Here is a 23,906-nt window from a genome sequence, read left to right as displayed (position 1 = left end):
CGCCCCATCGCGCCGGGTTGCCCGGTCCTCCGCATGGGTGTGCGCTGGAAAGCGAGAAGCCAGGGCGGGGACGCGGTGACGAGGAGGTTCCGCCATGAATGCCCCCACAGCTCCCACCGCCCCCACTGCCCCGGTGAGCCGCCGCCATCCGCGGCTCCCTCTCCGCCCGCACCCCTCCGCCTCCTGGGGCGTCCCGGCCGTTCTGGCGGTGCTCTACGGCGGCTGGGTGATGTTCGTGACCCACAACCAAGGCTCCACCATCCCCACGGCCGCCATCTTCGGCGTGGTGTCGGCGGCGGTGCTCGGGGCGCTCTGCTACGCCCTCGGCAGGATGACCCCGGGCCTGATGCCGGAGATCCGGGCCGTGCTCTACGGGACGGTCCTCGGCTGCGCGATCGGCTTTCTGCACTCCGTGAGCGGAGGCTCGGTGTACCGGTCCTCGGGGATCGGGCTGGGGGCGGGGCTCGTGATGGCGGGCATGTCGTTCTACGTCTTCCATATACGGGCGGAACGCCCTCGGGAGTGACCCTCAGCCTTCAAGGATCGGCCCTCGGGCCCGGCCCGGCTCAGTTACGGGGTGTCCGGCGGACCACGCGACGGAGCCGCATATCGATGTTTCCCCTCCCCGCCCCTTCTCGTTACCAGGGGCTCCGCCCCTGGACCCCGGGTTGGGGCGATGCCCCGGTCCGGGGTTCGGGACGGCGCCCCGGCCCGGGGTATGGGACGGCGCCCCGGCCCGGGGCCTGGGACCGCACCCCGGCTCAGGGTCTGGGACGGCACCCCGGCTCGGGGGTCGAGACGGCACCCCGGCCCGGAGTTCGGGACAGCCCCCGGCCCGGGGCCTGGCACGGCACCCCGGCCCGGGGCCTGGCACGGCGCCCCGGCCCGGGGCCTGGCACGGCGCCCCGGCTCGGGGTTCGGGACGGCGCCCCGGCTCAGGGCCTGGCACCGCACCCCGGCCCGGGGCCTGGCACGGCGCCCCGGCTCGGGGTTCGGGACGGCGCCCCGGCTCAGGGCCTGGGACCGCACCCCGGCCCGGGGCCTGGGGCGAAGCCCCAGTTTCGGGAAGGGGCGGGGAGGGGGACAGCCCGCCGCAGGCGTCACGATCCGCCGGGCACTCCCTAGGTCGCTGGTCCCTCCACACTTCCGTCCCCGGTCCGTTCCGGGACCGTCCCGCCCTCCCTAGCGTGAGGCCATGACAGACGACACGAGGGGAACCCTCGACGAAGCCCTCGAGCGACTGCACGCCTCGGGCCCCGAGCGTCATGGATGGCTGAGCAATCACGCGCCGATGGCCGTGGAGGCGCTGGTGCGCCACGGCCAGGGGCGCACCGTGCACCGGTGGCTGGACCGCTATCGCGACAAGCTGGAGGACATGCCGCGCTCGTACGCCGCGATCACCGAGGAGAACTGGCGCGAGGCGCTCGGCGATCCGCGCCGGCTCGCCGACTGGCCCGCCTACTTCGACCGGGAACTCGCCGACCGCCCCTGGCAGGACGTGCTCGCCATGTGGTGGCCGCGGCTGCTGCCGGGCATCGCCGGCGGCGCGACCCATCCGGTGATCCGCGTCGGCCACGCCGTACGGACCCTGCTGGACGAGCCGGGCACGGCGACCGCTCCCCGCACCGCCGAGCTGGCCCACGCCCTCGGCTACTGGGCCGCCCGCCACGCCCCGCTGCCGCCGCTCCGACGGCGGCCGGGCCCCGCCTCCGGGTCGGCGGCCGACGCGCTGGCCGCCGTGGAGCCGATCGCCGACCAGAGCGGTGGCATACGCGAGCGGCTGGCCCGGCTCACCGCCTTCCCCGCCTGGCCGCCCACCGCCCCGCGGCCCGCTCGGCCGTCCACCCCGCGGCCCAGCCGGGCGACCGACACCGCCCTCGACGACCTCGACGACCTCGACGACCTCGACGGCCCCGACGACCCCGACGGCCTCGACGACCCCGATAACCCCGCCGACCAGCCCGAGGAGGCACGCCGACGGCTGACCGAGCTCGTACGGGCCGCGACCCATCGCTACGCCACCCACGGCCACGGCGAACCGATCATGCTGGTCCACGCCGCGACCGCGCCCAACGCCGTACTGCGCGCCCTGCCCGCGCTGCCGCGCGAGCTGTGGGCGCCGAGCCTGGAGGCGGCCTGGGCGGCGAGCGCCGCGGTCACGGCGGTGTACGCGCCTCGGGAGCCGCTCCCGGCCGACCGGCTGCCGTCCGTGGAGGGCGTCACCCCCGAGGAGGTCTTCGCCCGCGCCGCCGCGCACGGCGATGAGCACGCCATCAAGCTGACCGATACCGCCCTCGACGTCGCCCGGGGCGCGGACCCGACGGCCCTGGCCGCCGCACTGCACGCCTGCGCGATGATCGACCCGGCACTCTGACAGGGGCCCCAGCCGGGTCGTACCCGCTCAGCCACACCCCACCGAGCCGCCCCGCACCCCCGCACACCCCGCACCCCTCGCATCCCCTCACCCGAACTGCAACGACCGCTTCGCCAGCCCCATCCAGAACCCGTCGATCACACTCCGCTGGCTGCGCAGCTCCGCCTCCGCCGCGCCCAGCGTGACGAACAGCGGCGCGAAGTGCTCGGTGCGCGGATGGGCGAGCCCCGCCGCCGGGGCCGTGTGCTCGAAGTCCAGCAGCGCGTCGATGTCCTGCGCGTCCAGGGCCCGCTGCCCCCAGTCGTCGAACTCGGCCGACCAACTGGGCGGCATCGGACCCGTCTGCCGTAGCGCGGCCAGATTGTGGGTGAAGAAGCCGCTGCCGACGATCAGGACCCCCTCGTCCCGCAGCGGCGCCAGCTTCCGGCCGATCTCCATCAGCTTCCGCGGGTCGAGGGTCGGCATCGAGACCTGGAGAACCGGGATGTCGGCCTCCGGATACATCTCGACCAGGGGCACATACGCCCCGTGGTCCAGCCCCCGGTCGGGGATGTCCTGTACGGGGGTACCCGCCGTGCGCAGCGTCTTGCGGATCCGCTCGGCGAGTCCGGGGGCGCCCGGCGCGGCGTACCGCACCTGGTAATAGTGCTGGGGGAAGCCCCAGAAGTCATAGACCAGAGGCACCTGTTGGGTGGCGCCGATCGCCAGGGGCGCCTCTTCCCAGTGAGCGGAGATCATGAGAATGGCGTTGGGCCGGGGCAGGCCGGCGGCCCAGGTGGCGAGCTGTCCCGGCCAGACCGGATCGTCGGCGAGCGGCGGAGCACCATGGCTGAGGTAGAGCGCGGGCATGCGCCCGTCGAGCGCGGACATGAGGACTCCTCGTCAGTCGACAGAGCTCGCCAGGATGATTGAAACCTCAAGCATACAGTTATCACTGTAGCGCACAGTTATTTAAGATTCAAAGAGAATTACCTAGAATGGACGCGTGGACGACGCCATGAAGACCCCCTCAGACGCCGACGAGCCGCGTTGGCTGACCGAAGACGAACAGCGCAGCTGGCAGGCGTATGTCCAGGCGAGCATGCTCCTGGAGGACCACCTCGACCGCCAGTTGCAGCGCGACGCCGGCATGCCCCACGTCTACTACGGCCTGCTGGTGAAGCTCTCCTGGGCGCCTCGCCACCGGATGCGGATGACCGAACTGGCCGAGGCCGCCAAGATCACTCGATCCCGGCTGTCCCATGCCATCGCTCGCATGGAGAAGGACGGCTGGGTACGGCGCGAGGACTGCCCCGACGACAAGCGCGGACAGAACGCGGTCCTGACCGACAAGGGGCTCAAGGTGCTGCGGGAGACCGCCCCCGGCCATGTCGCCGCCGTACGGACGGCCATCTTCGACCGGCTCACCCCCGAGCAGGTCGAGGAGTTCGGCGCCGTATGCCGGATCATCGCGGACGGACTCCAGCCGGCGGGCGCCGACCTCCCCTGGCTGCGCTGACGCCCGACCCCAGACTGCGCTGACGCCAGGCCCTGGCCGCGCTGACGCCCGGCCCCGAAACGCATCGCGAAGGCCCCGCTCCTCCTCGAGTCCCGAGGAGGAGCGGGGCCTTCGCATCCCTGCGGACTGCCGGCGGACAAGCCGCCAGACGTCTCAGCGCATCAGTGCGCCATCACGGGAACAGGCATCAGTACGCCATCACCGGAACGCGCATCAGTGCGCCATCACCGGAACAGCGTCCTCCGCCGCACCGTCACCGGAGCCCGCGACCGCGCCGCCGCCCTCCGGCTGCCCGGCGTTGATGAACGTGATGGCGATGACCGCGGCCAGCACCAGGATGCCGACCGCCCACCAGATGGCGGCGGTGTAGCCGTGCACCATCGACTGGAGCTGCAGCACCGTGCGGGAAGGGGCCCCCGCCGCATGCGACTTCGCGTACTCGGTGGTGGCGCTCGCCGCGATCGTGTTCAGCAGCGCGGTTCCGATGGCGCCGCCGACCTGCTGCGAGGTGTTGACCATCGCCGAGGCGACACCCGCGTCACGCGGCTCGACACCATGCGTGGCCAGGCTCATCGCCGGCATGAAGGCGGTACCCATACCGAGGCCGAGCAGCAGGAACCCGGGCAGGATCAGCGCCGGGTACGAGGTGTCCAGGTCGATCTGGGTCAGCAGCAGCATGCCGACCGAGGCGACCAGGAAGCCCGGCCCCATCAGCAGCCGCGCCGGGACGCGGGTCATCAGCCGGGCGCCGATCTGCGTCGAGCCGGTGATCATGCCCGCGACCATCGGCAGGAAGGCGAAGCCGGTCCTGACCGGGCTGTACCCCTTCACGACCTGCATGTAGTAGGTGAGGAAGAGGAACAGGCCGAACATGCCGATGATGGCGAGGGCCAGCGAGGCGTAGACACCACCGCGGTTGCGGTCGGCGACGACGCGCAGCGGCAGCAGCGGCGCCTTCACCCGCGCCTCGACGACCACGAAGGCGAGCAGCAGCACGGCCGCGGCGATGAACAGGCCGATGGTCGGGCCCGCGGACCAGCCGTCGGACTCGGCGCGGGTGAAGCCGTACACCAGCGAGACCAGACCGGCGGTGGCCAGGACCACACCGGGGATGTCCAGCCGGGACGAGTTGTGGCTCTCCACCGGCTCGCGGATCACGGCGACCGCGCCGATCGCGGCGATGATGGCGAACGGGATGTTCACGAAGAAGGTCCAGCGCCAGTCCATGTACTCGGTGAGCACACCACCGAGGATCAGACCGACGGCACCGCCACCACCGGCGATGGCACCGAAGACACCGAACGCCTTGGCGCGCTCCTTGGGGTCGGTGAACATCACCGCGAGCAGCGAGAGCGCGGAGGGGGCCAGCAGCGCGCCGAACACACCCTGGAGGGCACGCGCGCCCAGCAGCATGCCGGTGTTCAGCGCGGCACCGCCGATGGCCGAGGCGGCGGCGAAGCCGATCAGACCGACGATGAAGGTCTGCTTGCGTCCCCACAGGTCGGCGATCCGGCCGCCGAACAGCAGCAGTCCGCCGAAGGCGAGGGCGTAGGCGGTGATGACCCACTGCCGGTTGCCGTCGGAGATGCCGAGGTCGGCCTGGGCGCTGGGCAGCGCGATGTTCACGATGGTCGCGTCGAGCACGACCATCAACTGGGCGAGGGCGATGAATATCAGCGCTTTCCAGCGCCGGGGATCCACGAATTGAGCCGTTTCAGGCATGGAAGAGCCTACCTAGCGGTGCGGAGAGTGAGAAATGGGACGTAAGGGGCCGGTCGAGGTCAGACCGGCACAGGCCGTTGGGTAACAGGTAGCGAGAGGCGACGACGCACGTAAGGAAGACGTGTGAACGCGCGCGGAATAAGCGGTGCTCCGGGATGGGCCGGGTGCGATTTATGTCACGTCACGGCCGGTGCTGCAGATCCTCCAAGGTCATGGACTTTCCGGGTAGTTCCGAGCGCGCCGGGGTGTGCAGACCGTCCAGGAACAGCTGCAGATGCCGGTGCACAAAGGGCTCGAAGTCCACACAGCCGCTGCCGGGCAGCGGCCGGGTGAGCTGGTTGAGCGCGACCATCAGGTCACCGACGCCGATGTCGGTGCGCAGTTTGCCGTCGGCTTTCGCGGCCCCCATCAGGGCCTCGACACCGTCCGCCAGACGGTCGCGGGTGGCGATCAGATCAGGGTGCTCCTTGTCGAGGCCGTCGGAGAGCAGCAGGCACAGCGCGCCGATGTGCTCGTCCGCCGCGGCGTGGACGAAGCGCCGCAGTGCCGAGAAGGTGTCGGCCTCCTCGGCCAGGGCGGATTCGGCCTGGTCGGCGACACGGGACATCACCGAGAGCGCCACATGGTGGATCAGCTCACGGCGGTCCGTGAAGTGCCGGTAGATCGTGGCATTGCCGACCCCCGCCCGTCGAGCGATTTCATCGAGGGGGATGTGCGCCCCGGACTCGACGATCACCTCTCGGGCGGCCGCGACAATGCGCTCCCGGTTGCGCAGGGCGTCCGCGCGCAGCCGGGGCTGTACGGACTTCGCGTTCATCGTGTCGGCGGCCATGACAGCACTCCCTTCTGCGTACGACGTCCGCGCGTACCGTTCTCGGTGGCCGGTGCTCCGGCGGCTTGGCGGCGACGCCGTGCTCCGGCCTTGACGTTCGAGCTTCAACTTTTCCGGGGAGTGAGTCCCCGTTTATGCGTTCACTCGGTTAAACGGGGAATGAGTCCCCGGAATTTCTGCGTCCGTAGGTGACCTGCCTCACACTTACCCGGCATCCGCCGTCGCCCGGACGGAGCAGGTCATTCCACCGTTCGGCGGCACCCCACGGGCGCCCCGGCCCACGCCGTCTCACCGTGGTCGGCAATGGACCAGACGCATGGGACCACCCGCCCCCGCATACGAATACGCCGGCCCCGCAGAGCCAGCGCGTTCGCCACCGCCGCCGTGCTCACGGTGGCGGTGGTCGCCCCGGCGGCGGCCCCGCGTCCCGAGCCCCCCGCGTCCCCCGAGCAGGCCCCGGCGCCCTCCGCGCGCCCGGACTTCGGCTCGCTCGCGCCCTGCGCCCTCGCCTCGGGTTCGGGGCTCCAGATGGCCGAGGGCATACCCACCGGCCACGGCTACAGCCGCAGCACCGGCACCGTCCACGCCCTCAACCTCATGATCGACTTTCCCGATGTCCGCGGCCAGGGCACCGCCCGCCAGCGCTTCGAGGAGTTCTTCCCCCAGACCTCCCGGTGGTTCGCGCAGAGCTCGTACGGACGGCTGGACTACCGCCCCGAGATGCCGATCGCCCACTGGCTGCGGATGCCGCGCCCGTTCCATGCCTACGGCATCAAGCGCGGCAGCCCCTTCGACCCGGGCTATCGCAAACTGGTCGCCGACATCGCCAAGGCCGCCGACCCCAAGGTCGACTTCCGCCGCTATGACCTGGTGAACGTCCTGGTCACCCCGAACGCCGGGCCGCCGGCCGCGCATGCCGTGCTGTCCGTCACCTACGCCGACAACCAGCACGCCCCGACCGCCGACGGCGTTCCGCTGGCCAATGTCTCCTTCGTCTACAGCCGCCAGGACGACGGCTCCGGCTCGCTGCGCCGCACCGGCTTCCGCGTCCTGCCCCATGAGAACGGCCATGTCTTCGGGCTGCCCGACCTCTACACCCGGGGCGGCGGCGACAAGGCCGGCCACTGGGACGTGATGTCCGAGGACTGGGGCCCGGGCAACGACCTGCTGGCCTGGCACAAGTGGAAGCTGGGCTGGCTCGGCCCGCGGCAGATCGCCTGTGCCGCCCGGTCCGGGGTCTTCGCGCACACCCTGTCCCCGCTGAGCCGCGCGGAGGGCACCAAGCTGGTCTTCGTCCCCGTCTCGCCGTCCACCGGCTACGCCATCGAGGCGCGGACGACCGGCGGCAACGACGAGGCCATATGCAAGCCCGGTGTCCTGATCTCCTGGGTGGACACCGGTGTCGACTCCGGCGGCGGCCCCATCACCATCGTGGACTCCACCCCCCACGGCCGCGGCTGCACCCGGGAGCGCAACGTCCACCCCGGACTCAGCGACGCGGCCTACGCGCCCGGCGAGACCTTCGACGCCGCGGTGAACGGCGTACGGATACGCGTCCGCGTCACCGGCCGGGACGCGGCCGGCGACTACGGCGTGGAGATCACGCGTCGTGCCAGTGGCGGCGCCCGAGGCTGATCAGCAGCAGCTGCTTGCGCGCCGTGGCGGCCACCCGCCGCTCGTCCGCGGCCTCGGGGTGATCGGCCTGCGCCTCCAGGAACGCCGTCGCCGTCATCACCATGTGGTCCACATACAGCTCCGCAAGCATCCGGACATCTTCCGGCGGCCAGGATTCCGGCAGGAGCCGCGGGCGGAAGGCGCCGGCCACCTCATCCGCGAATCGATCCAGCTCGGCGGCTATGGCCTGACGCACGGGGCGCACCCCGCCATGCCGCTCACGTGCGATGAAGCGGATGTGCGCGGGGTAGCTGCGGACATGCTCGGCGACCGCGTCGACGGTGGCCTCGATCCGCTCCTCATCACCGTCCTGACCGGCGAGGATGGCGCCGATCATATGGTGCAGGCTGCCCAGGCACTCCTCGACCAGCGCGACACCGAGATCGCTCAGATCCCGGAAGTGCCGGTAGAACGCGGCCGGCGCCACCCCCACCGCCCGCGTGACCTCGCGCAGCCCCAGACTGCTCAGGCTCTGGTCCTCCAGCAGCCGCAACGCCGCGTCCATCAGCGCGCGCCGGGTCTTCTCCTTCTGGGCCTGCCGGACCCCGGACGTGTGACTCATATCATTCAGTAAACAGGCGTTCGCTGAATTTTTCCAGGGTTCGGCGGGGTACTCTGGAACTCAGTGAACAGTTGTGATTCCAAGTGTTCACCGAACGATTACCATCCGCACGCCAACCGCATCCGGATCGTCACTTCGAGAGAGGCACCCATGCTCTTCATCGTCGCGGCACTCGCCCTGATGGGGGTTCTTCTGGGGGCGGCGGCGCACACCCCGCTCCCCCTGTTCCTCGCCGCCGCGGGCGCCATCGGCGCCTGGCTGCTGATCTTCTTCATCCGCGAACGCACCGGGCAGAAGGGGAGCTGAGACCCATGGCACTCACCGCACCGTCCCGCACCTCACCGGCCCGGGCGCGCCGGGACGCCGACGGCATGGCCGTCGCCTCCTTCGTGCTCGGTCTGATCGGTCTGCTGCTGTTCAACGCGGTCTTCGGGCCCTGCGCGATCGTCCTCGGGACGCTCGCCATCGCCCGTGACACCCGCCGCAGGGGCCGGGCGCTGCTCGGACTCACCCTCGGCGTCGCCGATGTGGTCCTGCTGATCGTCCTGCTGACGCTGAATCACTCCGTCTTCTGGCAGTTCGGCGGCTGACCCGCCCGGCGGTCCACCGGCGGCACACCGCCGACGGCCCCTCACGGCACACCTCCCCGCGCGGCCCTTCCACTCAGTGGAAGGGCCGTTGCCCGTGCGTGACGGGCGTCACCACGCTGGCACGCATGACCGCCTTCGCGAAAAACCAGTGGTACGTCGCCGCCTACGGCCGCGAAATCGGCCGCGAGCTGCTGGGGCGCACCATCCTTAACGAGCCCATCGCCTTCTACCGCGCCGAGTCCGACGACAAGGTCATCGCGCTCGCCGACCGCTGTGTGCACCGCCGCTATCCGCTCACCGCCGGCCGTCTCGACGGCGACACGGTCGTCTGCGGCTACCACGGCTTCACCTACGACACCGGCGGCACCTGTGTGTTCGTACCGGGCCAGAAGCGCGTCCCGCGCACCGCCCGGGTCCGCTCCTACCCCGTGGTCGAGCGGGACTCGCTGGTGTGGGTGTGGATCGGGGACCCGGCGCTCGCCGACCCCGGCGCGGTGCCGCGCGCCCCCTGGCTGGCCGATCCGCGCTGGACGACGGTGGGCGGCATGGAGCCGATCGACGCCGACTACGGCCTGCTCGTGGACAATCTGCTGGACCTCTCCCACGAGACGTATCTGCACGGCGGCTATATCGGCACCCCCGAGGTCGCCGAGACTCCCATCACCACGGAGGTCGACGAGGGCGCGGGCGTCGTCCGGGTCAGCCGGCACATGGACGACGCCGAGTGCCCGCCCTTCTACGCCCGCTCCACCGGTATCGAGGGCCGCATCACCCGCTGGCAGGACATCGAGTACCACGCGCCCTGTCTGTATCTGCTGCACAGCCGGATCGCCCCGGTCGGGGTACTGCCGGAGCCCGACGGCTCCGATCCCAACGCCTTCCACGTGGAGATCACCTACGCCATCACCCCGTCCACCGACCGCCATGTGTACGACTTCTGGGCCGTCTCACGGGACTTCGCACAGGACGACGAGGAGGTCTCCACCTTCCTCCACGACCTCAACCGGACCGTGGTGCTCCAGGACGTGGCGGCGCTGAACGTGCTCCAGAAGGCGCTGGACACCGAGCGCGAGGGCTATCAGGAGCTCAGCATCAACATCGACACCGGCGGTCTGGCCGCGCGCCGCATCCTCGCCCGCCTCGCCGCCGAAGGGGAGAAGACCGCGCCGGTGGTGGCGTCCCCGTGACGGGCACGCCCACGGCGGAGGTGTACCGGATCGACTGGCTGCCCGGCACCGATGTGCTGCACGGGGTCTGTCACTGCGGCGCCGAGCGCACCGCCGAGGACCCGGTCGAGCTGTGGCAGTGGATGCTCGCCCATCCCACCGGGCACCACCCCACCGGACACCTTCCCGCCGGGCACCACCCCACCGATCCCCCCGAACACCAGCCCAACGGCCACCGGAAGGAGCCCCGTTGATGAACCCCGGCGGCGAGTACGAGGACACCCTGCTCGTGGCCCGCAGGGAGGAGGTGGCCTCGGACGTGGTGGCGCTGACGCTGCGCCACCCGGCGGGCCGTGACCTCCCCGCCTGGGAGCCCGGCGCCCATCTCGACCTCGTCCTCGACGCGGGCCCGACCCGGCAGTACTCGCTGTGCGGCGACCCCGCCGACCGCGCCTCCTGGCGGATCGCGGTGCTCCGCGCCCCCGCCGGGCGCGGCGGCTCCGCCCGGGTGCACGACACCCTCACCGAGGGCAGCACGGTGCGGGTGCGCGGGCCGCGCAACCACTTCGCGCTGCGCCCGGCGGCCCGCTATCTGTTCATCGCGGGCGGCATCGGCATCACGCCCCTCCTCCCCATGACGGCCGCCGCCGAGGCCGCGGGCGCCGACTGGCGGCTGCTGTACGGCGGGCGCACCCGCGCCTCGATGGCCTTCGCGGACGAGCTCGCCTCCGCCCACGGCGACAAGGTGCGCCTGGTGCCGCAGGACGAGGAGGGGCTGCTCGACCTGGCGCCGTATCTCACCGCCCCCGCCGGTCCCGGCACCCTCGTCTACTGCTGCGGTCCCGAGCCGCTGCTCCAGGCCGCCGAGGAGGCGTGCCGCGACTGGCCGAAGGGGTCCCTGCGCACCGAGCGGTTCCAGCCCCGTACGGACGACGCGGGCGGCGAATCGGGAAGCCGGGCCTTCGAGTTGGTGCTCACCCGCTCGGGGCTGACGCTCACCGTGGAGCCGGAGCGCAGCGTGCTGCGCACGGTCGAGGCGGCCGGGGTACCGGTTTTGTACTCCTGCGAAGAGGGCACCTGTGGGACGTGTGAGACGGATGTCGTCGAGGGGGAGGTGGACCACCGCGACTCCGTGCTCACCGACGAGGAACGGGCCTCGGGCGAGACGATGATGATCTGCGTCTCACGCTGCCGTGGCCCGCGACTGGTGCTGGACCTGTGAATTCGCCCTGAACGGCCGCATGAGCCCTCGATCGTATGAGCCCCTCGATGTGAGGTTCGGAACGACCCCGCCACTGGACAAACAGGTTGGTTAGGCTAACCTAACTACGTCCTCGGGTTGCCGTCCCGTACCACGTCCCCGTATGCATCGAGAGAGAGCACCTTCATGCGCCAGGCCAGAGCACTCCCCCTCTCCCGCCGCGGTCTGCTCACCGCGGGCGGCGCCCTCGGGCTCGGAGCCCTGGTCACCGCGTGTGGGGACAAAGGCGGTTCGGGCTCCGGCGGCGACGACGGCGGCGGCTCCTGGTCGTTCACCGATGACCGCAAGAAGAAGATCACCCTCGACGGCCGGCCGCAGCACATCGTCGCCTACATCGCCGCGGCGGCCGCGCTCTACGACTTCGGCATCGAGAAGCAGATCACGGGCGTCTTCGGCCCGACCACGCTGAAGAACGGCAAGCCGGACGTCCAGGCGGGCGACTTCCCCGTCGACCAGGCCACGTCCCTGGGCAACACCTGGGGCCAGTTCAACGTCGAGAAGTACGCCTCGCTCAGCCCCGATCTGCTGATCACCAACATGTACGACCCGGGCGCGCTCTTCTACATACCGGACGACAGCAAGAAGAAGATCCTCTCGCTGGCCCCCAGCGCCGCCATCTCCACCGGCCGGATCTCCATGCTCGAGCCCATCAAGCGCTACGCCGCGCTGGCCGAGGCGCTCGGCGCCGATCCGAAGGCCAAGAAGGTCACGGACGCCAAGGCGCGGTTCGAGAAGGCCGCCGAGACCCTGCGTAAAACCGTCAAATCCCACAAGATCAAGGTCATGGCCTGCTCCGCCAGCGCCGATCTCTTCTATGTCTCCAACCCGAAGATCAATGCCGACCTGATCTACTTCAGCGAGCTCGGCGTCGACTTCGTCGTCCCCGAAAAGCCCGACAAGGGCGGCTACTTCGAGAGCCTCAGCTGGGAGAACGCCGACAAGTACGACGCCGATGTGCTCTTCCTCGACAACCGCACCGCGACCCTCCAGCCGGGGGCCCTGGCCTCCAAGCCGACCTGGTCCAAGCTGGCCGCGGTCAAGGCCGGTCAGATCGCCCCCTGGAGCAGCGAGCCGCGCTTCTCGTACGCCGGCGCCGCCCCGCTCGTCGAATCCCTCACCAAGGCCATCCAGGACGCGAAGAAGGTCAGCTGACGGTCAGTCGACCGGTTGGCCCCGGCCTCCCCAGGCAAGCGAAGGGAAGCCCCCTCCCATGACCACCGCAGCCATCAAAACCGCCCCCACCACCACCGCCGTCCCGTTCCGGTTCTTCGACGCGCGGGTCGTACGGACCCGCTCGCTCGGACCGTCCATGACGCGGATCACCTTCGGCGGCGCCTGTCTGAAGGACTTCACCAGCGGCGGCCGCGACCAGCGCTTCAAACTCTTCCTGCCGCACCCCGGCCAGACCGCCCCGGTGGTGCCGGTCGAGGCCGGGGAGGGCTGGTTCACCGCCTGGCGGGCGATGGACCCGGCCGAACGCGGCATCATGCGCTCGTACACGGTGCGCCAACAGCGCCGCGACCCCGACGAGATCGACGTGGACTTCGCGCTCCACCACGACAGCGGCCCGGCCGCCCGCTGGGCCGCGCGCGCCGAGGCCGGCGACCGCGTCACCCTGCTGGGCCCGGTGGTGGAGGACAACGGCGGGGTGGACTTCCGGCCGCCGTCCGGCACCGACTGGGCGCTGATCAGCGGCGACGAGACCGCGCTGCCCGCCATCGCGGGCATCCTCGAATGGCTGCCCGCCGACTTCCCCGTCAAGGTGTGGCTCGAGGTCCAGCACGCCGAGGACATCCAGGAGCTGCGCACCGAGGCGAAAGCCGAGGTCACCTGGCTGGTCCGGGACGCCGTCGCCCCCGGCACCCCGCGCTCCGCCCCGCTGCTGAACGCGGTGGGCGCGGCCGAGCTGCCCCACGGCACGCCGTACGCCTGGATCGCGGGCGAGGCCGGAACGGTCAAGGAGCTGCGCCGCCACCTGGTGCGCGAGCGCGGCTTCGACCGTAAGGCCGTCACCTTCACCGGCTACTGGCGCCTGGGCGCCTGCGAGGAACAGCTCGTCGAGGAGGCCGTGTCGGGCACCGGCCCCGCGACCGACGACTGACCACCGACGACCGACCCCCGCGCCGTACCCGCGCACCGTACCCGCGCGCCATGCCCACAGCCCCGACCCACAGCCGAATCACCCCCCACAGCCGCGACCCATAGCTGAGTCATTCCCACAGCCGCGACCCACGGCCGAATCACCCCCACAGCCGCGACCCACGGCGTAATCCACCACCGCGGCGCACAACTGAATCCTTCAACAGGACCGCGGAGGACCGACCGCTGGACGCCGGGCGGCCGGCCGCTCGGCGCGCCCCCGCGCGCCCTGCCGCCACCTCCGGCACCCCCGCACGCCCACCAGGCCACCAGGCCACCAGGCCGTCAGGCCGCGGGTCGCCCCCTCCCCCACCCAGCCGCATGCCCGCGCCCTCCGCACGCCCGCATGCTCGTTTCCAGAAGGGACAGAACGTGAGTTTCCTCGCGCAGACCGCTGAGGACCCGTCGCCGGAGCCGATACCCGGGGCGGCGGATGGCAGGGCCCACCTCTTCAACGGCCGTACGGCGGAACGCTATCGGCGCTCCGTGACCGACGCCGTCGGCCTGGTGGCCTCCACCGTCGCCCGCGCCCAGCGCCCCTTCACCGGCATCACCCCCGCCGAGCTCGCCCCCGAGATCTCCGGAATCGACCTGGAGCGCCCGCTCGGCGATCCGGACGCCGCGCTCGAGGAGCTGGAGAGCGTCTACCTCAAGGACGCCGTCTACTTCCACCACCCGCGCTACCTCGCCCACCTCAACTGCCCCGTGGTGATCCCCGCACTGCTCGGCGAGGCCGTCCTCTCCGCCGTCAACTCCTCGCTCGACACCTGGGACCAGAGCGCCGGCGGCACCCTGATCGAGCGCCGGCTGATCGACTGGACCGCTGAGCGCATCGGCCTCGGCGAGGCCGCGGACGGCATCTTCACCAGCGGCGGCACCCAGTCCAATCTCCAGGCGATGCTGCTGGCCCGCGACGAGGCGTGCACCCTGGTCGAGAAGGAGGCCATCGCCGCCGGCGGGACGATCGCGAAATCCGCGATCCTGCCCCGGCTGCGCATCCTCACCTCCCAGGTCAGCCACTTCTCCATCCAGAAGGCCGCCGCCATCCTGGGGCTCGGCTACGAGGCCATCATCCCGGTCCCCTGCGACCAGGACCGCCGAATGCGGACCGTCTCCCTCGCCCACGAGCTGGACCGCTGCCGCCGCGAGGGCCTGGTCGTCATGGCCGTCGTGGCCACCGCGGGCACCACCGACTTCGGCTCCATCGACCCGCTGCCCGAGATCGCCGAGCTGTGCGCCCGGCACGGCACCTGGCTGCACGTGGACGCCGCGTACGGCTGCGGACTGCTGGTCTCCCCGACCCGCCGCCACCTCCTGGACGGCATCGAGCGCGCCGACTCGGTGACCGTGGACTACCACAAGTCCTTCTTCCAGCCGGTCAGCTCCAGCGCCGTCCTGGTCCGCGACCGCGCCACGCTCAGCCACGCCACGTACCACGCGGACTACCTCAACCCCGAGCGCAGCGCCCGGAAGCTGATCCCCAACCAGGTCGACAAGTCCCTCCAGACCACCCGCCGTTTCGACGCGCTCAAACTGTGGCTCACGCTGCGCATCATGGGCGCGGACGCCGTCGGGGCGCTCTTCGACGAGGTGGTGGAGCGGGCCGCCGAGGCATGGGCCCTGCTGGACACCGATCCGCGCTACGAGGTGGTCACCGAGCCCCAGCTGTCCACGCTGGTCTTCCGCTACGTACCGCCGTCGGACGGGCCGTGCGACCCCGACCTCGTCGACCGCGCCAATCTGCACGCCCGGGAGGCGCTGGCCGCCTCCGGTGCGGCGGTCGTCGCCGGAACCGTCGTCGACGGACGTCACCACCTCAAGTTCACCCTGCTCAACCCGGAGACCTCGCTGAGCGACATCCGTCACGTCCTCGACCTGCTGGCCGAACACGCCGGTCAGTACCTGGCCCTCCACATCGAGCCCGAGTTCAGCGGCCCCCGCCACTCGCGCGCCAGTTGAGCCCCTTCACCCCGCCGGAGACCCTCGTGCCCACCCCGCACACCCACGACTTCATCGCGGTCGGGCTCGGCCCCTACAACCTGGGCCTCGCCTGCCTCACCGAGCCGATCGACGAACTCGACGGACTGTTCCTGGAGAGCAAGCCCGACTTCGACTGGCATCCGGGCATGCTGCTGGACGGCGTCACCCTCCAGACCCCGTTCATGGCCGACCTGGTGACCCTGGCGGACCCCACCTCCCCGTACTCCTTCCTCAACTACCTCAAGGAATCGGGGCGGCTGTACTCCTTCTACATCCGCGAGATCTTCTATCCGCTGCGCGCCGAGTACAACGACTACTGCCGCTGGGCCGCCGCGAAGCTGCCGTCCATCCGCTTCGGCCACCAGGTGACGAGCGTCGAGTACGACGAGGCCGACGGCCTCTACACGGTGCGCGCCCTGCGTCCCGCAAGCGGCGAGACCACCACGCACCGCGCCCGCCACCTGGTGCTGGGCACCGGCACCCCGCCGTATCTGCCCGAGGTGTGCCGGGGCCTGGGCGGCGATCTTCTGCACAACACGGACTACCTGGAGAACAAGCAGGCGCTGCAGTCCAAGGAGTCCATCACCGTCGTCGGCAGCGGCCAGAGCGCCGCCGAGATCTACCAGGACCTGCTCGCCGACATCGACACCTGTGGCTACCGGCTGAACTGGGTGACCCGCTCCCCACGCTTCTTCCCGCTGGAGTACACCAAACTCACCCTGGAGATGACCTCGCCCGAGTACGTGGACTACTTCCACGCGCTGCCCGAGGACACCCGCTACCGGCTGGAAGGTGAGCAGAAGGGCCTGTTCAAGGGGATCGACGCCGACCTCATCAACGGCATCTTCGACCTCCTGTACGAGAAGAGCGTGAGCGGCCCGGTGCCCACGCGGCTGCTGACCAACACCGAGCTCACCGACGCGGCGTACGACGAGCGGTCCGCCACGTACACCCTCGGGCTGCGCCATACGGAGCAGGAGCGGGACTTCTCGCTCACCACCCAGGGGCTCGTCCTGGCCACCGGCTACCGCTACCAGGTGCCCGCCTTCCTGGACCCGGTGCGCGACCGCATCCGCTGGGACCGCCACGGCCGCTTCGACGTCGCCCGCAACTACAGCATCGACACCACCGGACGCGGCATCTTCCTCCAGAACGGCGCCACCCACGCCCACAGCCTGACCTCACCGGACCTGGGCATGGGCCCGTACCGCAACTCGTGGATCATCCGGGAGCTGCTGGGGCGGGAGCACTATCCGGTGGAGAAGTCCATCGCCTTCCAGGAGTTCGGCGCACCGGAAGGAGCCGTGTCATGACGCCTTCGCCTTCGCCTCCACCGATCTTCGAGTACAAGGACGCGCGCCTGGGCACCTTCGCCCTGCGCGCCCTGGACCCGGTGGCCGACGCCGCGCTGCTGCACGGTTGGGTGACCCACCCCAAGGCGTCGTTCTGGATGATGCGGGAGGCGGACGAGGCGGAGGTCGCCGCCGAGTACCGCAGGATCCACGAGCATCCGCACCACGAGGCGTTCATCGGCCTGTACGAGGGGCGCCCGGCGTTCCTGGCCGAGCGGTACGACCCGTCGCGGGTGGAACTCGCCGGTCTCTACCCCTCCCGGCCCGGCGATATCGGCATGCACTTCCTGTGCGCGCCGGCCGACACCCCGGTGCACGGCTTCACCCTGGCCGTGATCACCGCCGTCATGGAGTTCTGCTTCTCCGATCCGCACGTCCGGCGCGTCGTCGTCGAGCCCGATGTGCGCAACGACGCGGTGCACGCGCTCAACGCGGCCGTCGGCTTCGAGATCGTCGAGCGGATCCCCAAACCCGAGAAGGACGCCTACCTCAGCATCTGCACCCGCGAGCGGTTCGAGGCCGCGCGCACCGCACTCGCCGCGGATGCCGCACGGGCGGACCGGACCACCCGGACCGACCGGACCACCCGGACCACCCGGACCGACCCCGACCGGATCCAACGAACCGACAGGACCGAGGGAACCGACGGGACCGAACGAACCGAACAAACAGAAAAAACCGACCGGACCAACCAGGCCGACCGGACCGCCCCGCGCGACGCCCAAGGAGTGACCCGATGAGCCCCCGCGACGCCGTCGCCCACCTCACCCCCGACCTGTGGGACCGGGCAGGCCGCCTCCTCATCCGCAAGGCCCTCGCCGAGTTCACCCACGAGCGTCTGCTCGCCCCCGAGCTCGGCCCCGACGGCCGCTACGCCGTGACCAGCGGCGACGGGGCGGTGACCTACCGCTTCGCCGCCCGGGTGCTCTCCCTGGACCACTGGCTGGTCGAGGCGGACAGCATCACCCGCCACGACCGGACCGGCACCGAACTCCCCCTGGACGCACTGGACTTCTTCATCGAGCTGCGCGGGCGGCTCGGCCTGAGCCAGGAGATCCTCCCCGTCTACCTCGAGGAGATCAGCTCCACCCTCTCCGGCACGGCCTTCAAACTGGCCGGCGAGCCGGTGGCCGCCGCCCAGCTGGCCAAATCCGGCTTCCAGGAGATCGAGACGGGGATGACCGAGGGCCACCCCTGCTTCGTCGCCAACAACGGCCGCCTCGGCTTCGGCATCCACGAATACCTCTCGTACGCCCCCGAGACCGCGAGCCCCGTCCACCTGATCTGGCTCGCCGCCCGCCGCGACCGCTCCACCTTCACATCCTCCGCGGACCTGGACTACGACGCCCTGATCCACTCGGAGCTGAGCGAGGAAACCCGGGCCCGCTTCGCCCGGACCCTCACCGACCTCGGCCTGGACCCGGCCGACTACCACCTGCTACCGGTGCACCCCTGGCAGTGGTGGAACAAGCTGTCGGTCAGCTTCGCCGCCGAGGTCGCCCGGCAGCACCTGGTGTGCCTGGGCCCCGGCGACGACGCGTACCTGGCCCAGCAGTCGATCCGGACGTTCTTCAACACGAGCGACGAGTCCAAGCACTATGTGAAGACCGCGCTGTCGGTGCTGAACATGGGCTTCATGCGGGGCCTGTCGGCGGCGTACATGGAAGCGACACCGGCCATCAACGACTGGCTGGCGTCTCTGATCGCCTCCGACGAGATCTTCCGCGCCACCCGTTTCTCCATCATCCGAGAACGAGCGGCGATCGGCTACCACCACCGCCAGTACGAGACGGCCACGGCGAAGGGCTCGCCGTACCGCAAGATGCTGGCGGCCCTGTGGCGCGAGAGCCCCGTCCCGTCCCTGGAACCCGGCCAGCGCCTGGCCACGATGGCCTCCCTCCTCCACACCGACCCCGACGGGGCCCCCCTCGTCAGCGCCCTCATCGAGGAATCCGGCCTCACCCCCGCCACGTGGCTACGCCGCTACCTGGACGCCTACCTCACCCCGGTGCTGCACAGCTTCTACGCCTACGACCTGGTCTTCATGCCGCACGGCGAGAACGTCATCCTGGTGATCGAGGACGGCGCCGTCCAGCGCGTGATCTTCAAGGACATCGCCGAGGAGATCGCCGTCATGGACCCCACCGCGGTCCTCCCCCCGACCGTGGAACGCATCCGCGTAGACGTCCCCGAGGACAAGAAGCTCCTCTCGATCTTCACCGACGTCTTCGACTGCTTCCTCCGCTTCCTCAACGGCATCCTCGTCAGTGAGGGCCTCCTGGAGGAAGACACCTTCTGGCGGACGGTCGCCGACTGCGTCCTGGCCTACCAGCGCTCGACCCCCCACCTCGCGGACAAATTCGCCCAGTACGACATGTTCGCCGAGGACTTCGCCCTCTCCTGCCTCAACCGCCTCCAGCTCCGCAACAACCGCGAAATGGTGGACCTCCAGGACCCGGCCGGCGCCCTCCAGCTGATCGGCACCCTGAAGAACCCGATCGCAGGCCTGGGGACGAGAGCCTGAGCCACCCGACGGACCCCGCCAGCTCGGCCCGGGGCGCCCCGGCCCGAGGAGCACATCAGGGCCCCACCCCACCCCGGAGCCCCCGAACGCCCACGTACCCAACCCGCTACACTGTGGCGGTGCGCCACGACGGCACCACCATGCCGCCCTGACGCCGGGCCTCCGTAGCTCAGGGGATAGAGCACCGCTCTCCTAAAGCGGGTGTCGCAGGTTCGAATCCTGCCGGGGGCACCATGCCTGACCAGGCCGAACGCCCCCGCGATCTTGGATCGTGGGGGCGTTGACGGCAGAGGTTGACGGCAGTTCTACCTGCCAGGCCTGAGCAGCCGGTCCATGTGGCCCATCGCCTCACGCCGACTGTCGTCGTTCACGTGCGTATAGACGTTCATCGTGACCGCGATCTGCGAGTGCCCCAGGATCTCCATCACGACACGCCGGGGGGATCCCAGCCGCGACGTCCTCGCGCGACGGTTCTTGGTGGTGTCCTCGTACAGCTCCTTGCCGTCGCGCTGGAGCTGGGATCGCACGGTCAGCGTTCGGCGGTCCAGGTCCACGCCAATGCGGGCCCAGGATCTCCCCACGGCGAAGACCTGTCCGTCCACGCCCGTGAGGACCTGGACACCGTCGCAGCCGAACTCAACAGCCGACCACGCAAAACGCTCGGCTGGGAAACCCCAGCCGAGCGCCTCGCCAACCTCCTGGCCACAGCCAGTTGATCACTTGTGTTGCAACGACCCCTCGAATCCGCCGTGTAGCCGAGGGCCTTCAGGCCTCGAGGATGTTCAGCCTTTGCGGCTGATCAGACGGCGGTGACGTTGAGGCCCGCCTGGCCGCTCGGCAGGTTCGCCGCACCATCCACCAGGACGCTGTGGCCAGCCAGTTCGACGCCGCCGACGCCCTCCAGGTTGCCCGGCTGGCTCTGCAGGGCCAGCCCGCCGGCCGCGCCGGCGGCAACGCCGTCCAGGTCGGCGTCGGAGATCTCGCGGGTCTCAATCTGGGCGTTGTACATAATGCACGCTTCTTTCGTCAGTGATCTCTTGCATGAGACGGCCGTGACCACAACCGCGGTCCGGGACCGGCGCGGACTCCGGTACGGGCAGGGCTCTCCGCCCGTACCGGAGAAGGAGGTCCACAGATACGGAAAACCTGCGGACCCGACTCGCCGATAACCAGCCGCCTCACTCCCACTGCGCCACACGGCCCCCACATGTCACACCCGCACCAGGCGGACGCCAGCACAGCACAGCGAGCAGCTGGCAGAACATCGACTCCCTCGCTGACGCGCAGGGCATCGGCACCAACGCCGCTCCCTGACCAAGTTGCACCTGGTCGTCACCTAACGGGCGCGTCTGCGGGCCGCAACCCTGCTATGAGTGGACAGTTCGTAAAGTGACGTTCGTTTCCGGGTGAGGGTTTGTGCCGGGGGTGCTGGTCGTGGCGACGGCAGTCGTTGACGGCAACAGGGGTGCACACCGCCGTATCCCGAGACTCACCGGAATGGTCAACGCACTGCTGGGCGGCGTGGTCGTGGTGGTCGCTGGGGCGGTGGCGGCGATGGTTCTCCTCGCCGACGGCCGTTCCGCCATGGTTCTCCTCGCCGACGGCCGTTCCGCCGCCGCCTCCGTGACGCTCGGCAACCTGGCCGTCTTACTCCAACGGGACGTCAAACGGCTGGTGTCCCGGGTGAGGAGCGGCGGACGGGGCTGGTCCCCGTCCGCCGCTCCGTTCCCGCATATTGGCCCGTCAGGCGGCCGCGGGCTGTGGCTCAGGCGCCTGCACGGCCGCGAGGCGGCCGGTGCGGTGCAACCCGTACAGAGCCGCGGCACAGGCCAGGCCCAGTGCCAGCAGCGCGAGCCACGGCAGCGCGGCGCCACGTTCCCGCGCGGCACGCGGCCGGTCGCACGCGTTCGAACCTCCTACTCTGGCGTAGTGGGCAATGCTCTACGGAGGTGAGATCACAGTGACCCTGGGGGCACTGGAGAGCGCGGTCATGCGGGTGTGCTGGGAGGTCCAAGCGCCAGTGACGGTCCGCGCCGTACTCGACCGGCTCAACGAGGGCCGGGAGCGGCCGCTGGCCTATACCACGGTGATGACGGTGATGACTCGCCTCGCGGAGAAGCGCTTGCTCGATCGGGCCATACAGGGGCGCGGCTACGCGTACACAGCCGCCGTCGCGGATGAGGCCGCGATCGCCGTACGGGAGGTGCTGCGGGCGCACGGGGATGCCGCGGTCGCGCATTTCGCCGCCGAGGCGTCGCTGGATCCGCAGCTACGGGACCGTCTTCGGCGGCTCCTGGAGCAGTCGCCGTGACCGGCAAGCGGGCCTTCTGGACTCTCGTAACGGTGTCCGTGACGATTCACGCGGCGGTGGCCTTCCTTGGCTGCTGTGTGCTCACGGCTCTGGCCTGGCAGTTCACCCATCACGGGATCGGAGCCGACCCGCGGTCGGGCGCCGCGTGGGCCGGCGCCACGCTGCTCGCCCTCTCCACGGCCGGAGCCATACGGTCCGCCCGGCGGCTGTGGCTTGGACTCAGCGCGACTCGGGCCATGGACCGCCAGGTCCGCGCCGCGGCCGTCACCGATGCGGCCATACACACCATCGCCCGGCAGGCGGGCCTGACCGCCCGAGTGGAGGTGATCGAGAGCGCCGGTAGCTTCGCGTTCACCCACGGCCTGCTGCGCCCTCGAGTGACGGTCAGCAGCGGGCTCATGAAGTCGGCGACTGATGGCGAATTGCGTGCGGTTCTGGCTCATGAGGCCGAACACGTCCGTGGGCGGGATCCGCTCAGAACGCTCGTGGCCGATTTCCTGGCGGCACGCCACATCGCGCTGCCGCTCCTGCGCCACCTGCGAACGGTGGTCGCCGCCGACCGTGAACTGGCGGCAGACCGCTGCGCGATGGCTCATTGCGGCGTCGGCGCCGTGGCCGGGGCACTGCTGAAGGCCGGCGACACTCCTCGATGGGCGGATGCCGCCCCCGCCGCCGCGATGGGGGACCGCACGTTGCTCGCCGCCAGGATCACGCAGCTTGAGGGCGCGATACCGCCGCCCGTGCGTCCAGAACACCGACAGGTGGCCGTCACGGCCGCCGGGGCCGCGCTCCACGTGTGGGCGATCACCGGCTCCGCCTGGCTGATGTCGACAACTCCATTGGCCTGCTTGGGAGGAGGTCACTGAGCTTCGGCGGGCAGCCAGCCCTCCTTATCTACTACGGCCGCATAGTAATTACTACGCGGCCGTAGTAGGCTCGGGGTCCTGCCCGCCGAGAGGAGTCATCCATGGCCGCCGCGACGGACCGCGAGAAGCCGATACGCCATGCGCTCTTCGCTCGCGTCTACCCGAGGATCAACGCCTTCGCCGAGGCCCACGGCGCCCTGGAACACCGGCGGGAGCTGCTGGCCGGGACCACCGGCCGGATCGTGGAGATCGGCGCGGGAACCGGCGCCAACTTCCCGCACTACCCGCCGAAGGTCGAGCGGGTCATCGCGGTCGAACCCGAGCCACACCTGCGGGAACTCGCAAAGCGGGCGTCGGCCGGGTCCCCGGTGCCGGTAGAGATCCGCGCGGGCCGGGCCGAGGCGCTGCCCGTCCCCGACGCTTCCGCCGACGCAGTCGTGGCCTCGCTCGTCCTGTGCACCATCGCCGACGTCCCCGCCGCGCTCAGGGAAGCCGCCCGTGTGCTACGACCGGGCGGGCTTCTGTACTTCTACGAGCACATCCGATCGACACGCCCCGGCCTGGCAAGGCGGCAGCGGATCATCAACGTGGTATGGCCACTGCTGGGCGGCGGCTGCAATCTCACCCGGAATCCCGAACCAGCCATCACCGCCGCCAGATTCAGGATCGAACGCGCACGGCACTTCGACTTCCTCATCAACGGCCGCACCACGCCCAGCTCCCCGTGCGTCATCGGCGTCGCGCGCAAAGCCGAGATCGCCGCCCAGGAGAACACCGCGTGACCCGCGAGCGAGACTTCACAGTCTCACGGACCCCGCGCGGCGCGACGTGCCCCCTGATCGACCCCCTGATCGACCCCTGATCGGTCAGCGGGCGCACCGGACGGGGCTCAGGCACCTCAGCGGTGCATCGCGGCCGGAGATGCCGACCTCTGCTGCCACGTCCTTGAGGGCGGCCGCGGAGGCCCCACGACGGGATCAGACGGTGAGGACGAGCTTGCCCCGGAGATGACCGCCGTCGAGCAGCCGGTGCGCGTCGGCGACGCGCTCGAACGG

Annotated in this window: 23 protein-coding genes, 1 tRNA gene and 2 pseudogenes; 20 read left to right on the top strand and 6 right to left on the bottom strand. The window is 70.6% G+C overall.

Features of this window, described 5'->3' with window-relative positions:
* Positions 1 to 94 precede the first annotated feature (94 nt).
* Positions 95 to 526 (top strand): hypothetical protein, encoded by a 432-nt coding sequence (locus tag IEJ02_RS43485; RefSeq protein WP_191069837.1) that lies wholly within the window; start codon positions 95 to 97, stop codon positions 524 to 526.
* A 669-nt stretch (positions 527 to 1,195) separates the two neighbouring features.
* Positions 1,196 to 2,374 carry a questin oxidase family protein gene (locus tag IEJ02_RS43480; RefSeq protein ID WP_191069836.1) on the top strand — a complete coding sequence of 393 codons (1,179 nt, stop codon included), beginning with the start codon at positions 1,196 to 1,198 and terminating at the stop codon, positions 2,372 to 2,374.
* A gap of 87 nt (positions 2,375 to 2,461) precedes the next feature.
* Here the strand turns inward: IEJ02_RS43480 and IEJ02_RS43475 are convergent, their stop codons facing one another.
* Positions 2,462 to 3,244: a dioxygenase family protein gene (locus IEJ02_RS43475; RefSeq protein WP_191069835.1), complete on the bottom strand. Its 783-nt coding sequence runs from the start codon at positions 3,242 to 3,244 to the stop codon at positions 2,462 to 2,464.
* Positions 3,245 to 3,371: 127 nt separating this feature from the next.
* On the opposite strand from IEJ02_RS43475, the gene IEJ02_RS43470 reads away from it, so the two are divergent.
* The gene (locus tag IEJ02_RS43470; protein WP_191069852.1) at positions 3,372 to 3,872 is read left to right on the top strand and encodes a MarR family winged helix-turn-helix transcriptional regulator; all 501 of its coding nucleotides are present in this window, start codon (positions 3,372 to 3,374) and stop codon (positions 3,870 to 3,872) included.
* A 213-nt stretch (positions 3,873 to 4,085) separates the two neighbouring features.
* Here the strand turns inward: IEJ02_RS43470 and IEJ02_RS43465 are convergent, their stop codons facing one another.
* Together IEJ02_RS43465 and IEJ02_RS43460 are read right to left on the bottom strand one after the other, a co-directional pair.
* Entirely contained in the window at positions 4,086 to 5,594 is a 1,509-nt protein-coding gene (locus tag IEJ02_RS43465) for an MFS transporter (RefSeq protein WP_191069834.1), read from the bottom strand.
* A 181-nt stretch (positions 5,595 to 5,775) separates the two neighbouring features.
* On the bottom strand, positions 5,776 to 6,426 hold the full coding sequence (locus tag IEJ02_RS43460; RefSeq protein ID WP_191069833.1) for a TetR/AcrR family transcriptional regulator: 651 nt from the start codon (positions 6,424 to 6,426) through the stop codon (positions 5,776 to 5,778).
* Positions 6,427 to 6,729: 303 nt separating this feature from the next.
* Here IEJ02_RS43460 and IEJ02_RS43455 point away from each other — a divergent pair, with 303 nt between their 5' ends.
* On the top strand, positions 6,730 to 8,061 hold the full coding sequence (locus IEJ02_RS43455) for a M6 family metalloprotease domain-containing protein (RefSeq protein WP_191069832.1): 1,332 nt from the start codon (positions 6,730 to 6,732) through the stop codon (positions 8,059 to 8,061).
* Here the strand turns inward: IEJ02_RS43455 and IEJ02_RS43450 are convergent.
* A complete protein-coding gene (locus IEJ02_RS43450; protein WP_191069831.1) occupies positions 8,027 to 8,662 on the bottom strand; it encodes a TetR family transcriptional regulator in 636 nt (211 codons plus the stop codon). The genes IEJ02_RS43455 and IEJ02_RS43450 overlap by 35 nt on opposite strands.
* Positions 8,663 to 8,812: 150 nt before the next feature.
* Here IEJ02_RS43450 and IEJ02_RS43445 point away from each other — a divergent pair, with 150 nt between their 5' ends.
* From IEJ02_RS43445 to IEJ02_RS43390, 12 genes and pseudogenes are all read left to right on the top strand, one after another.
* Entirely contained in the window at positions 8,813 to 8,968 is a 156-nt protein-coding gene (locus tag IEJ02_RS43445) for a hypothetical protein (protein WP_165556265.1), read from the top strand.
* Between the two features lie 5 nt (positions 8,969 to 8,973).
* Positions 8,974 to 9,252, top strand: coding sequence for a DUF4190 domain-containing protein (locus IEJ02_RS43440; protein ID WP_191069830.1), 279 nt, complete (start codon positions 8,974 to 8,976; stop codon positions 9,250 to 9,252).
* A gap of 125 nt (positions 9,253 to 9,377) precedes the next feature.
* Complete coding sequence (locus IEJ02_RS43435) at positions 9,378 to 10,439, top strand: Rieske 2Fe-2S domain-containing protein (protein WP_191069829.1); 1,062 nt, start codon at positions 9,378 to 9,380, stop codon at positions 10,437 to 10,439.
* Positions 10,436 to 10,672, top strand: a complete 237-nt coding sequence (locus IEJ02_RS43430; protein WP_191069828.1) for a hypothetical protein — start codon at positions 10,436 to 10,438, stop codon at positions 10,670 to 10,672. The genes IEJ02_RS43435 and IEJ02_RS43430 overlap by 4 nt, the downstream gene beginning before the upstream one ends.
* On the top strand, positions 10,672 to 11,640 hold the full coding sequence (locus IEJ02_RS43425; protein WP_191069827.1) for a PDR/VanB family oxidoreductase: 969 nt from the start codon (positions 10,672 to 10,674) through the stop codon (positions 11,638 to 11,640). Before IEJ02_RS43430 ends, IEJ02_RS43425 begins: the two co-directional genes overlap by 1 nt.
* Positions 11,641 to 11,805: 165 nt before the next feature.
* Positions 11,806 to 12,831, top strand: a complete 1,026-nt coding sequence (locus tag IEJ02_RS43420; RefSeq protein ID WP_191069826.1) for an ABC transporter substrate-binding protein — start codon at positions 11,806 to 11,808, stop codon at positions 12,829 to 12,831.
* 58 nt (positions 12,832 to 12,889) lie between these two features.
* Complete coding sequence (locus IEJ02_RS43415) at positions 12,890 to 13,780, top strand: siderophore-interacting protein (protein ID WP_191069825.1); 891 nt, start codon at positions 12,890 to 12,892, stop codon at positions 13,778 to 13,780.
* A 410-nt stretch (positions 13,781 to 14,190) separates the two neighbouring features.
* Positions 14,191 to 15,777, top strand: coding sequence for a pyridoxal phosphate-dependent decarboxylase family protein (locus IEJ02_RS43410; RefSeq protein ID WP_317986069.1), 1,587 nt, complete (start codon positions 14,191 to 14,193; stop codon positions 15,775 to 15,777).
* Between the two features lie 26 nt (positions 15,778 to 15,803).
* Entirely contained in the window at positions 15,804 to 17,111 is a 1,308-nt protein-coding gene (locus tag IEJ02_RS43405; protein ID WP_191069824.1) for a lysine N(6)-hydroxylase/L-ornithine N(5)-oxygenase family protein, read from the top strand.
* A pseudogene (locus IEJ02_RS43400) lies at positions 17,108 to 17,674 on the top strand (GNAT family N-acetyltransferase); the annotation flags it as partial. The gene IEJ02_RS43405 and the pseudogene IEJ02_RS43400, both read left to right, overlap by 4 nt.
* Positions 17,675 to 17,886: 212 nt before the next feature.
* Positions 17,887 to 19,674 (top strand): IucA/IucC family protein, encoded by a 1,788-nt coding sequence (locus IEJ02_RS43395; RefSeq protein WP_191069823.1) that lies wholly within the window; start codon positions 17,887 to 17,889, stop codon positions 19,672 to 19,674.
* Between the two features lie 158 nt (positions 19,675 to 19,832).
* Positions 19,833 to 19,908 (top strand) — tRNA-Arg (locus tag IEJ02_RS43390).
* 71 nt (positions 19,909 to 19,979) lie between these two features.
* Here IEJ02_RS43390 and IEJ02_RS51480 read toward each other — a convergent pair.
* Together IEJ02_RS51480 and IEJ02_RS43380 are read right to left on the bottom strand one after the other, a co-directional pair.
* Positions 19,980 to 20,120, bottom strand: a pseudogene (locus tag IEJ02_RS51480) (site-specific integrase); the annotation flags it as partial.
* Positions 20,121 to 20,473: 353 nt separating this feature from the next.
* The gene (locus IEJ02_RS43380) at positions 20,474 to 20,683 is read right to left on the bottom strand and encodes a type A2 lantipeptide (protein ID WP_191069821.1); all 210 of its coding nucleotides are present in this window, start codon (positions 20,681 to 20,683) and stop codon (positions 20,474 to 20,476) included.
* Between the two features lie 488 nt (positions 20,684 to 21,171).
* Between IEJ02_RS43380 and IEJ02_RS43375 the strand changes: the two genes are divergently transcribed.
* The 4 genes from IEJ02_RS43375 to IEJ02_RS43360 all read left to right on the top strand — a co-directional run bounded on the left by IEJ02_RS43375 (position 21,172) and on the right by IEJ02_RS43360 (position 23,633).
* The gene (locus tag IEJ02_RS43375) at positions 21,172 to 21,627 is read left to right on the top strand and encodes a hypothetical protein (protein WP_191069820.1); all 456 of its coding nucleotides are present in this window, start codon (positions 21,172 to 21,174) and stop codon (positions 21,625 to 21,627) included.
* On the top strand, positions 21,611 to 21,985 hold the full coding sequence (locus tag IEJ02_RS43370; RefSeq protein ID WP_162001898.1) for a BlaI/MecI/CopY family transcriptional regulator: 375 nt from the start codon (positions 21,611 to 21,613) through the stop codon (positions 21,983 to 21,985). The genes IEJ02_RS43375 and IEJ02_RS43370 overlap by 17 nt, the downstream gene beginning before the upstream one ends.
* Positions 21,982 to 22,851, top strand: coding sequence for a M56 family metallopeptidase (locus tag IEJ02_RS43365; RefSeq protein WP_191069819.1), 870 nt, complete (start codon positions 21,982 to 21,984; stop codon positions 22,849 to 22,851). Before IEJ02_RS43370 ends, IEJ02_RS43365 begins: the two co-directional genes overlap by 4 nt.
* Positions 22,852 to 22,952: 101 nt before the next feature.
* Positions 22,953 to 23,633, top strand: coding sequence for a class I SAM-dependent methyltransferase (locus IEJ02_RS43360; protein WP_191069818.1), 681 nt, complete (start codon positions 22,953 to 22,955; stop codon positions 23,631 to 23,633).
* The last annotated feature ends 273 nt before the right edge of the window (positions 23,634 to 23,906 follow it).

Source organism: Streptomyces sp. 5-10 (assembly GCF_014712245.1).
GTDB classification, from domain to species: domain Bacteria; phylum Actinomycetota; class Actinomycetes; order Streptomycetales; family Streptomycetaceae; genus Streptomyces; species Streptomyces violaceusniger.
Note: the sequence above shows the minus strand (reverse complement) of the source record. Positions and strands in the feature narration are given on the sequence as shown.

Bases quoted from the DNA above. Each gene is read 5' to 3' on its own strand.
- IEJ02_RS43485 (WP_191069837.1), top strand. From the start codon at position 95: ATGAATGCCCCCACAGCTCCCACCGCCCCCACTGCCCCGGTGAGCCGC.
- IEJ02_RS43480 (WP_191069836.1), top strand. From the start codon at position 1,196: ATGACAGACGACACGAGGGGAACCCTCGACGAAGCCCTCGAGCGACTG.
- IEJ02_RS43475 (WP_191069835.1), bottom strand. From the start codon at position 3,244: ATGTCCGCGCTCGACGGGCGCATGCCCGCGCTCTACCTCAGCCATGGT.
- IEJ02_RS43470 (WP_191069852.1), top strand. From the start codon at position 3,372: ATGAAGACCCCCTCAGACGCCGACGAGCCGCGTTGGCTGACCGAAGAC.
- IEJ02_RS43465 (WP_191069834.1), bottom strand. From the start codon at position 5,594: ATGCCTGAAACGGCTCAATTCGTGGATCCCCGGCGCTGGAAAGCGCTG.
- IEJ02_RS43460 (WP_191069833.1), bottom strand. From the start codon at position 6,426: ATGGCCGCCGACACGATGAACGCGAAGTCCGTACAGCCCCGGCTGCGC.
- IEJ02_RS43455 (WP_191069832.1), top strand. From the start codon at position 6,730: ATGGACCAGACGCATGGGACCACCCGCCCCCGCATACGAATACGCCGG.
- IEJ02_RS43450 (WP_191069831.1), bottom strand. From the start codon at position 8,662: ATGAGTCACACGTCCGGGGTCCGGCAGGCCCAGAAGGAGAAGACCCGG.
- IEJ02_RS43445 (WP_165556265.1), top strand. From the start codon at position 8,813: ATGCTCTTCATCGTCGCGGCACTCGCCCTGATGGGGGTTCTTCTGGGG.
- IEJ02_RS43440 (WP_191069830.1), top strand. From the start codon at position 8,974: ATGGCACTCACCGCACCGTCCCGCACCTCACCGGCCCGGGCGCGCCGG.
- IEJ02_RS43435 (WP_191069829.1), top strand. From the start codon at position 9,378: ATGACCGCCTTCGCGAAAAACCAGTGGTACGTCGCCGCCTACGGCCGC.
- IEJ02_RS43425 (WP_191069827.1), top strand. From the start codon at position 10,672: ATGAACCCCGGCGGCGAGTACGAGGACACCCTGCTCGTGGCCCGCAGG.
- IEJ02_RS43420 (WP_191069826.1), top strand. From the start codon at position 11,806: ATGCGCCAGGCCAGAGCACTCCCCCTCTCCCGCCGCGGTCTGCTCACC.
- IEJ02_RS43415 (WP_191069825.1), top strand. From the start codon at position 12,890: ATGACCACCGCAGCCATCAAAACCGCCCCCACCACCACCGCCGTCCCG.
- IEJ02_RS43395 (WP_191069823.1), top strand. From the start codon at position 17,887: ATGAGCCCCCGCGACGCCGTCGCCCACCTCACCCCCGACCTGTGGGAC.
- IEJ02_RS43380 (WP_191069821.1), bottom strand. From the start codon at position 20,683: ATGTACAACGCCCAGATTGAGACCCGCGAGATCTCCGACGCCGACCTG.
- IEJ02_RS43375 (WP_191069820.1), top strand. From the start codon at position 21,172: ATGGTCAACGCACTGCTGGGCGGCGTGGTCGTGGTGGTCGCTGGGGCG.
- IEJ02_RS43370 (WP_162001898.1), top strand. From the start codon at position 21,611: ATGCTCTACGGAGGTGAGATCACAGTGACCCTGGGGGCACTGGAGAGC.
- IEJ02_RS43360 (WP_191069818.1), top strand. From the start codon at position 22,953: ATGGCCGCCGCGACGGACCGCGAGAAGCCGATACGCCATGCGCTCTTC.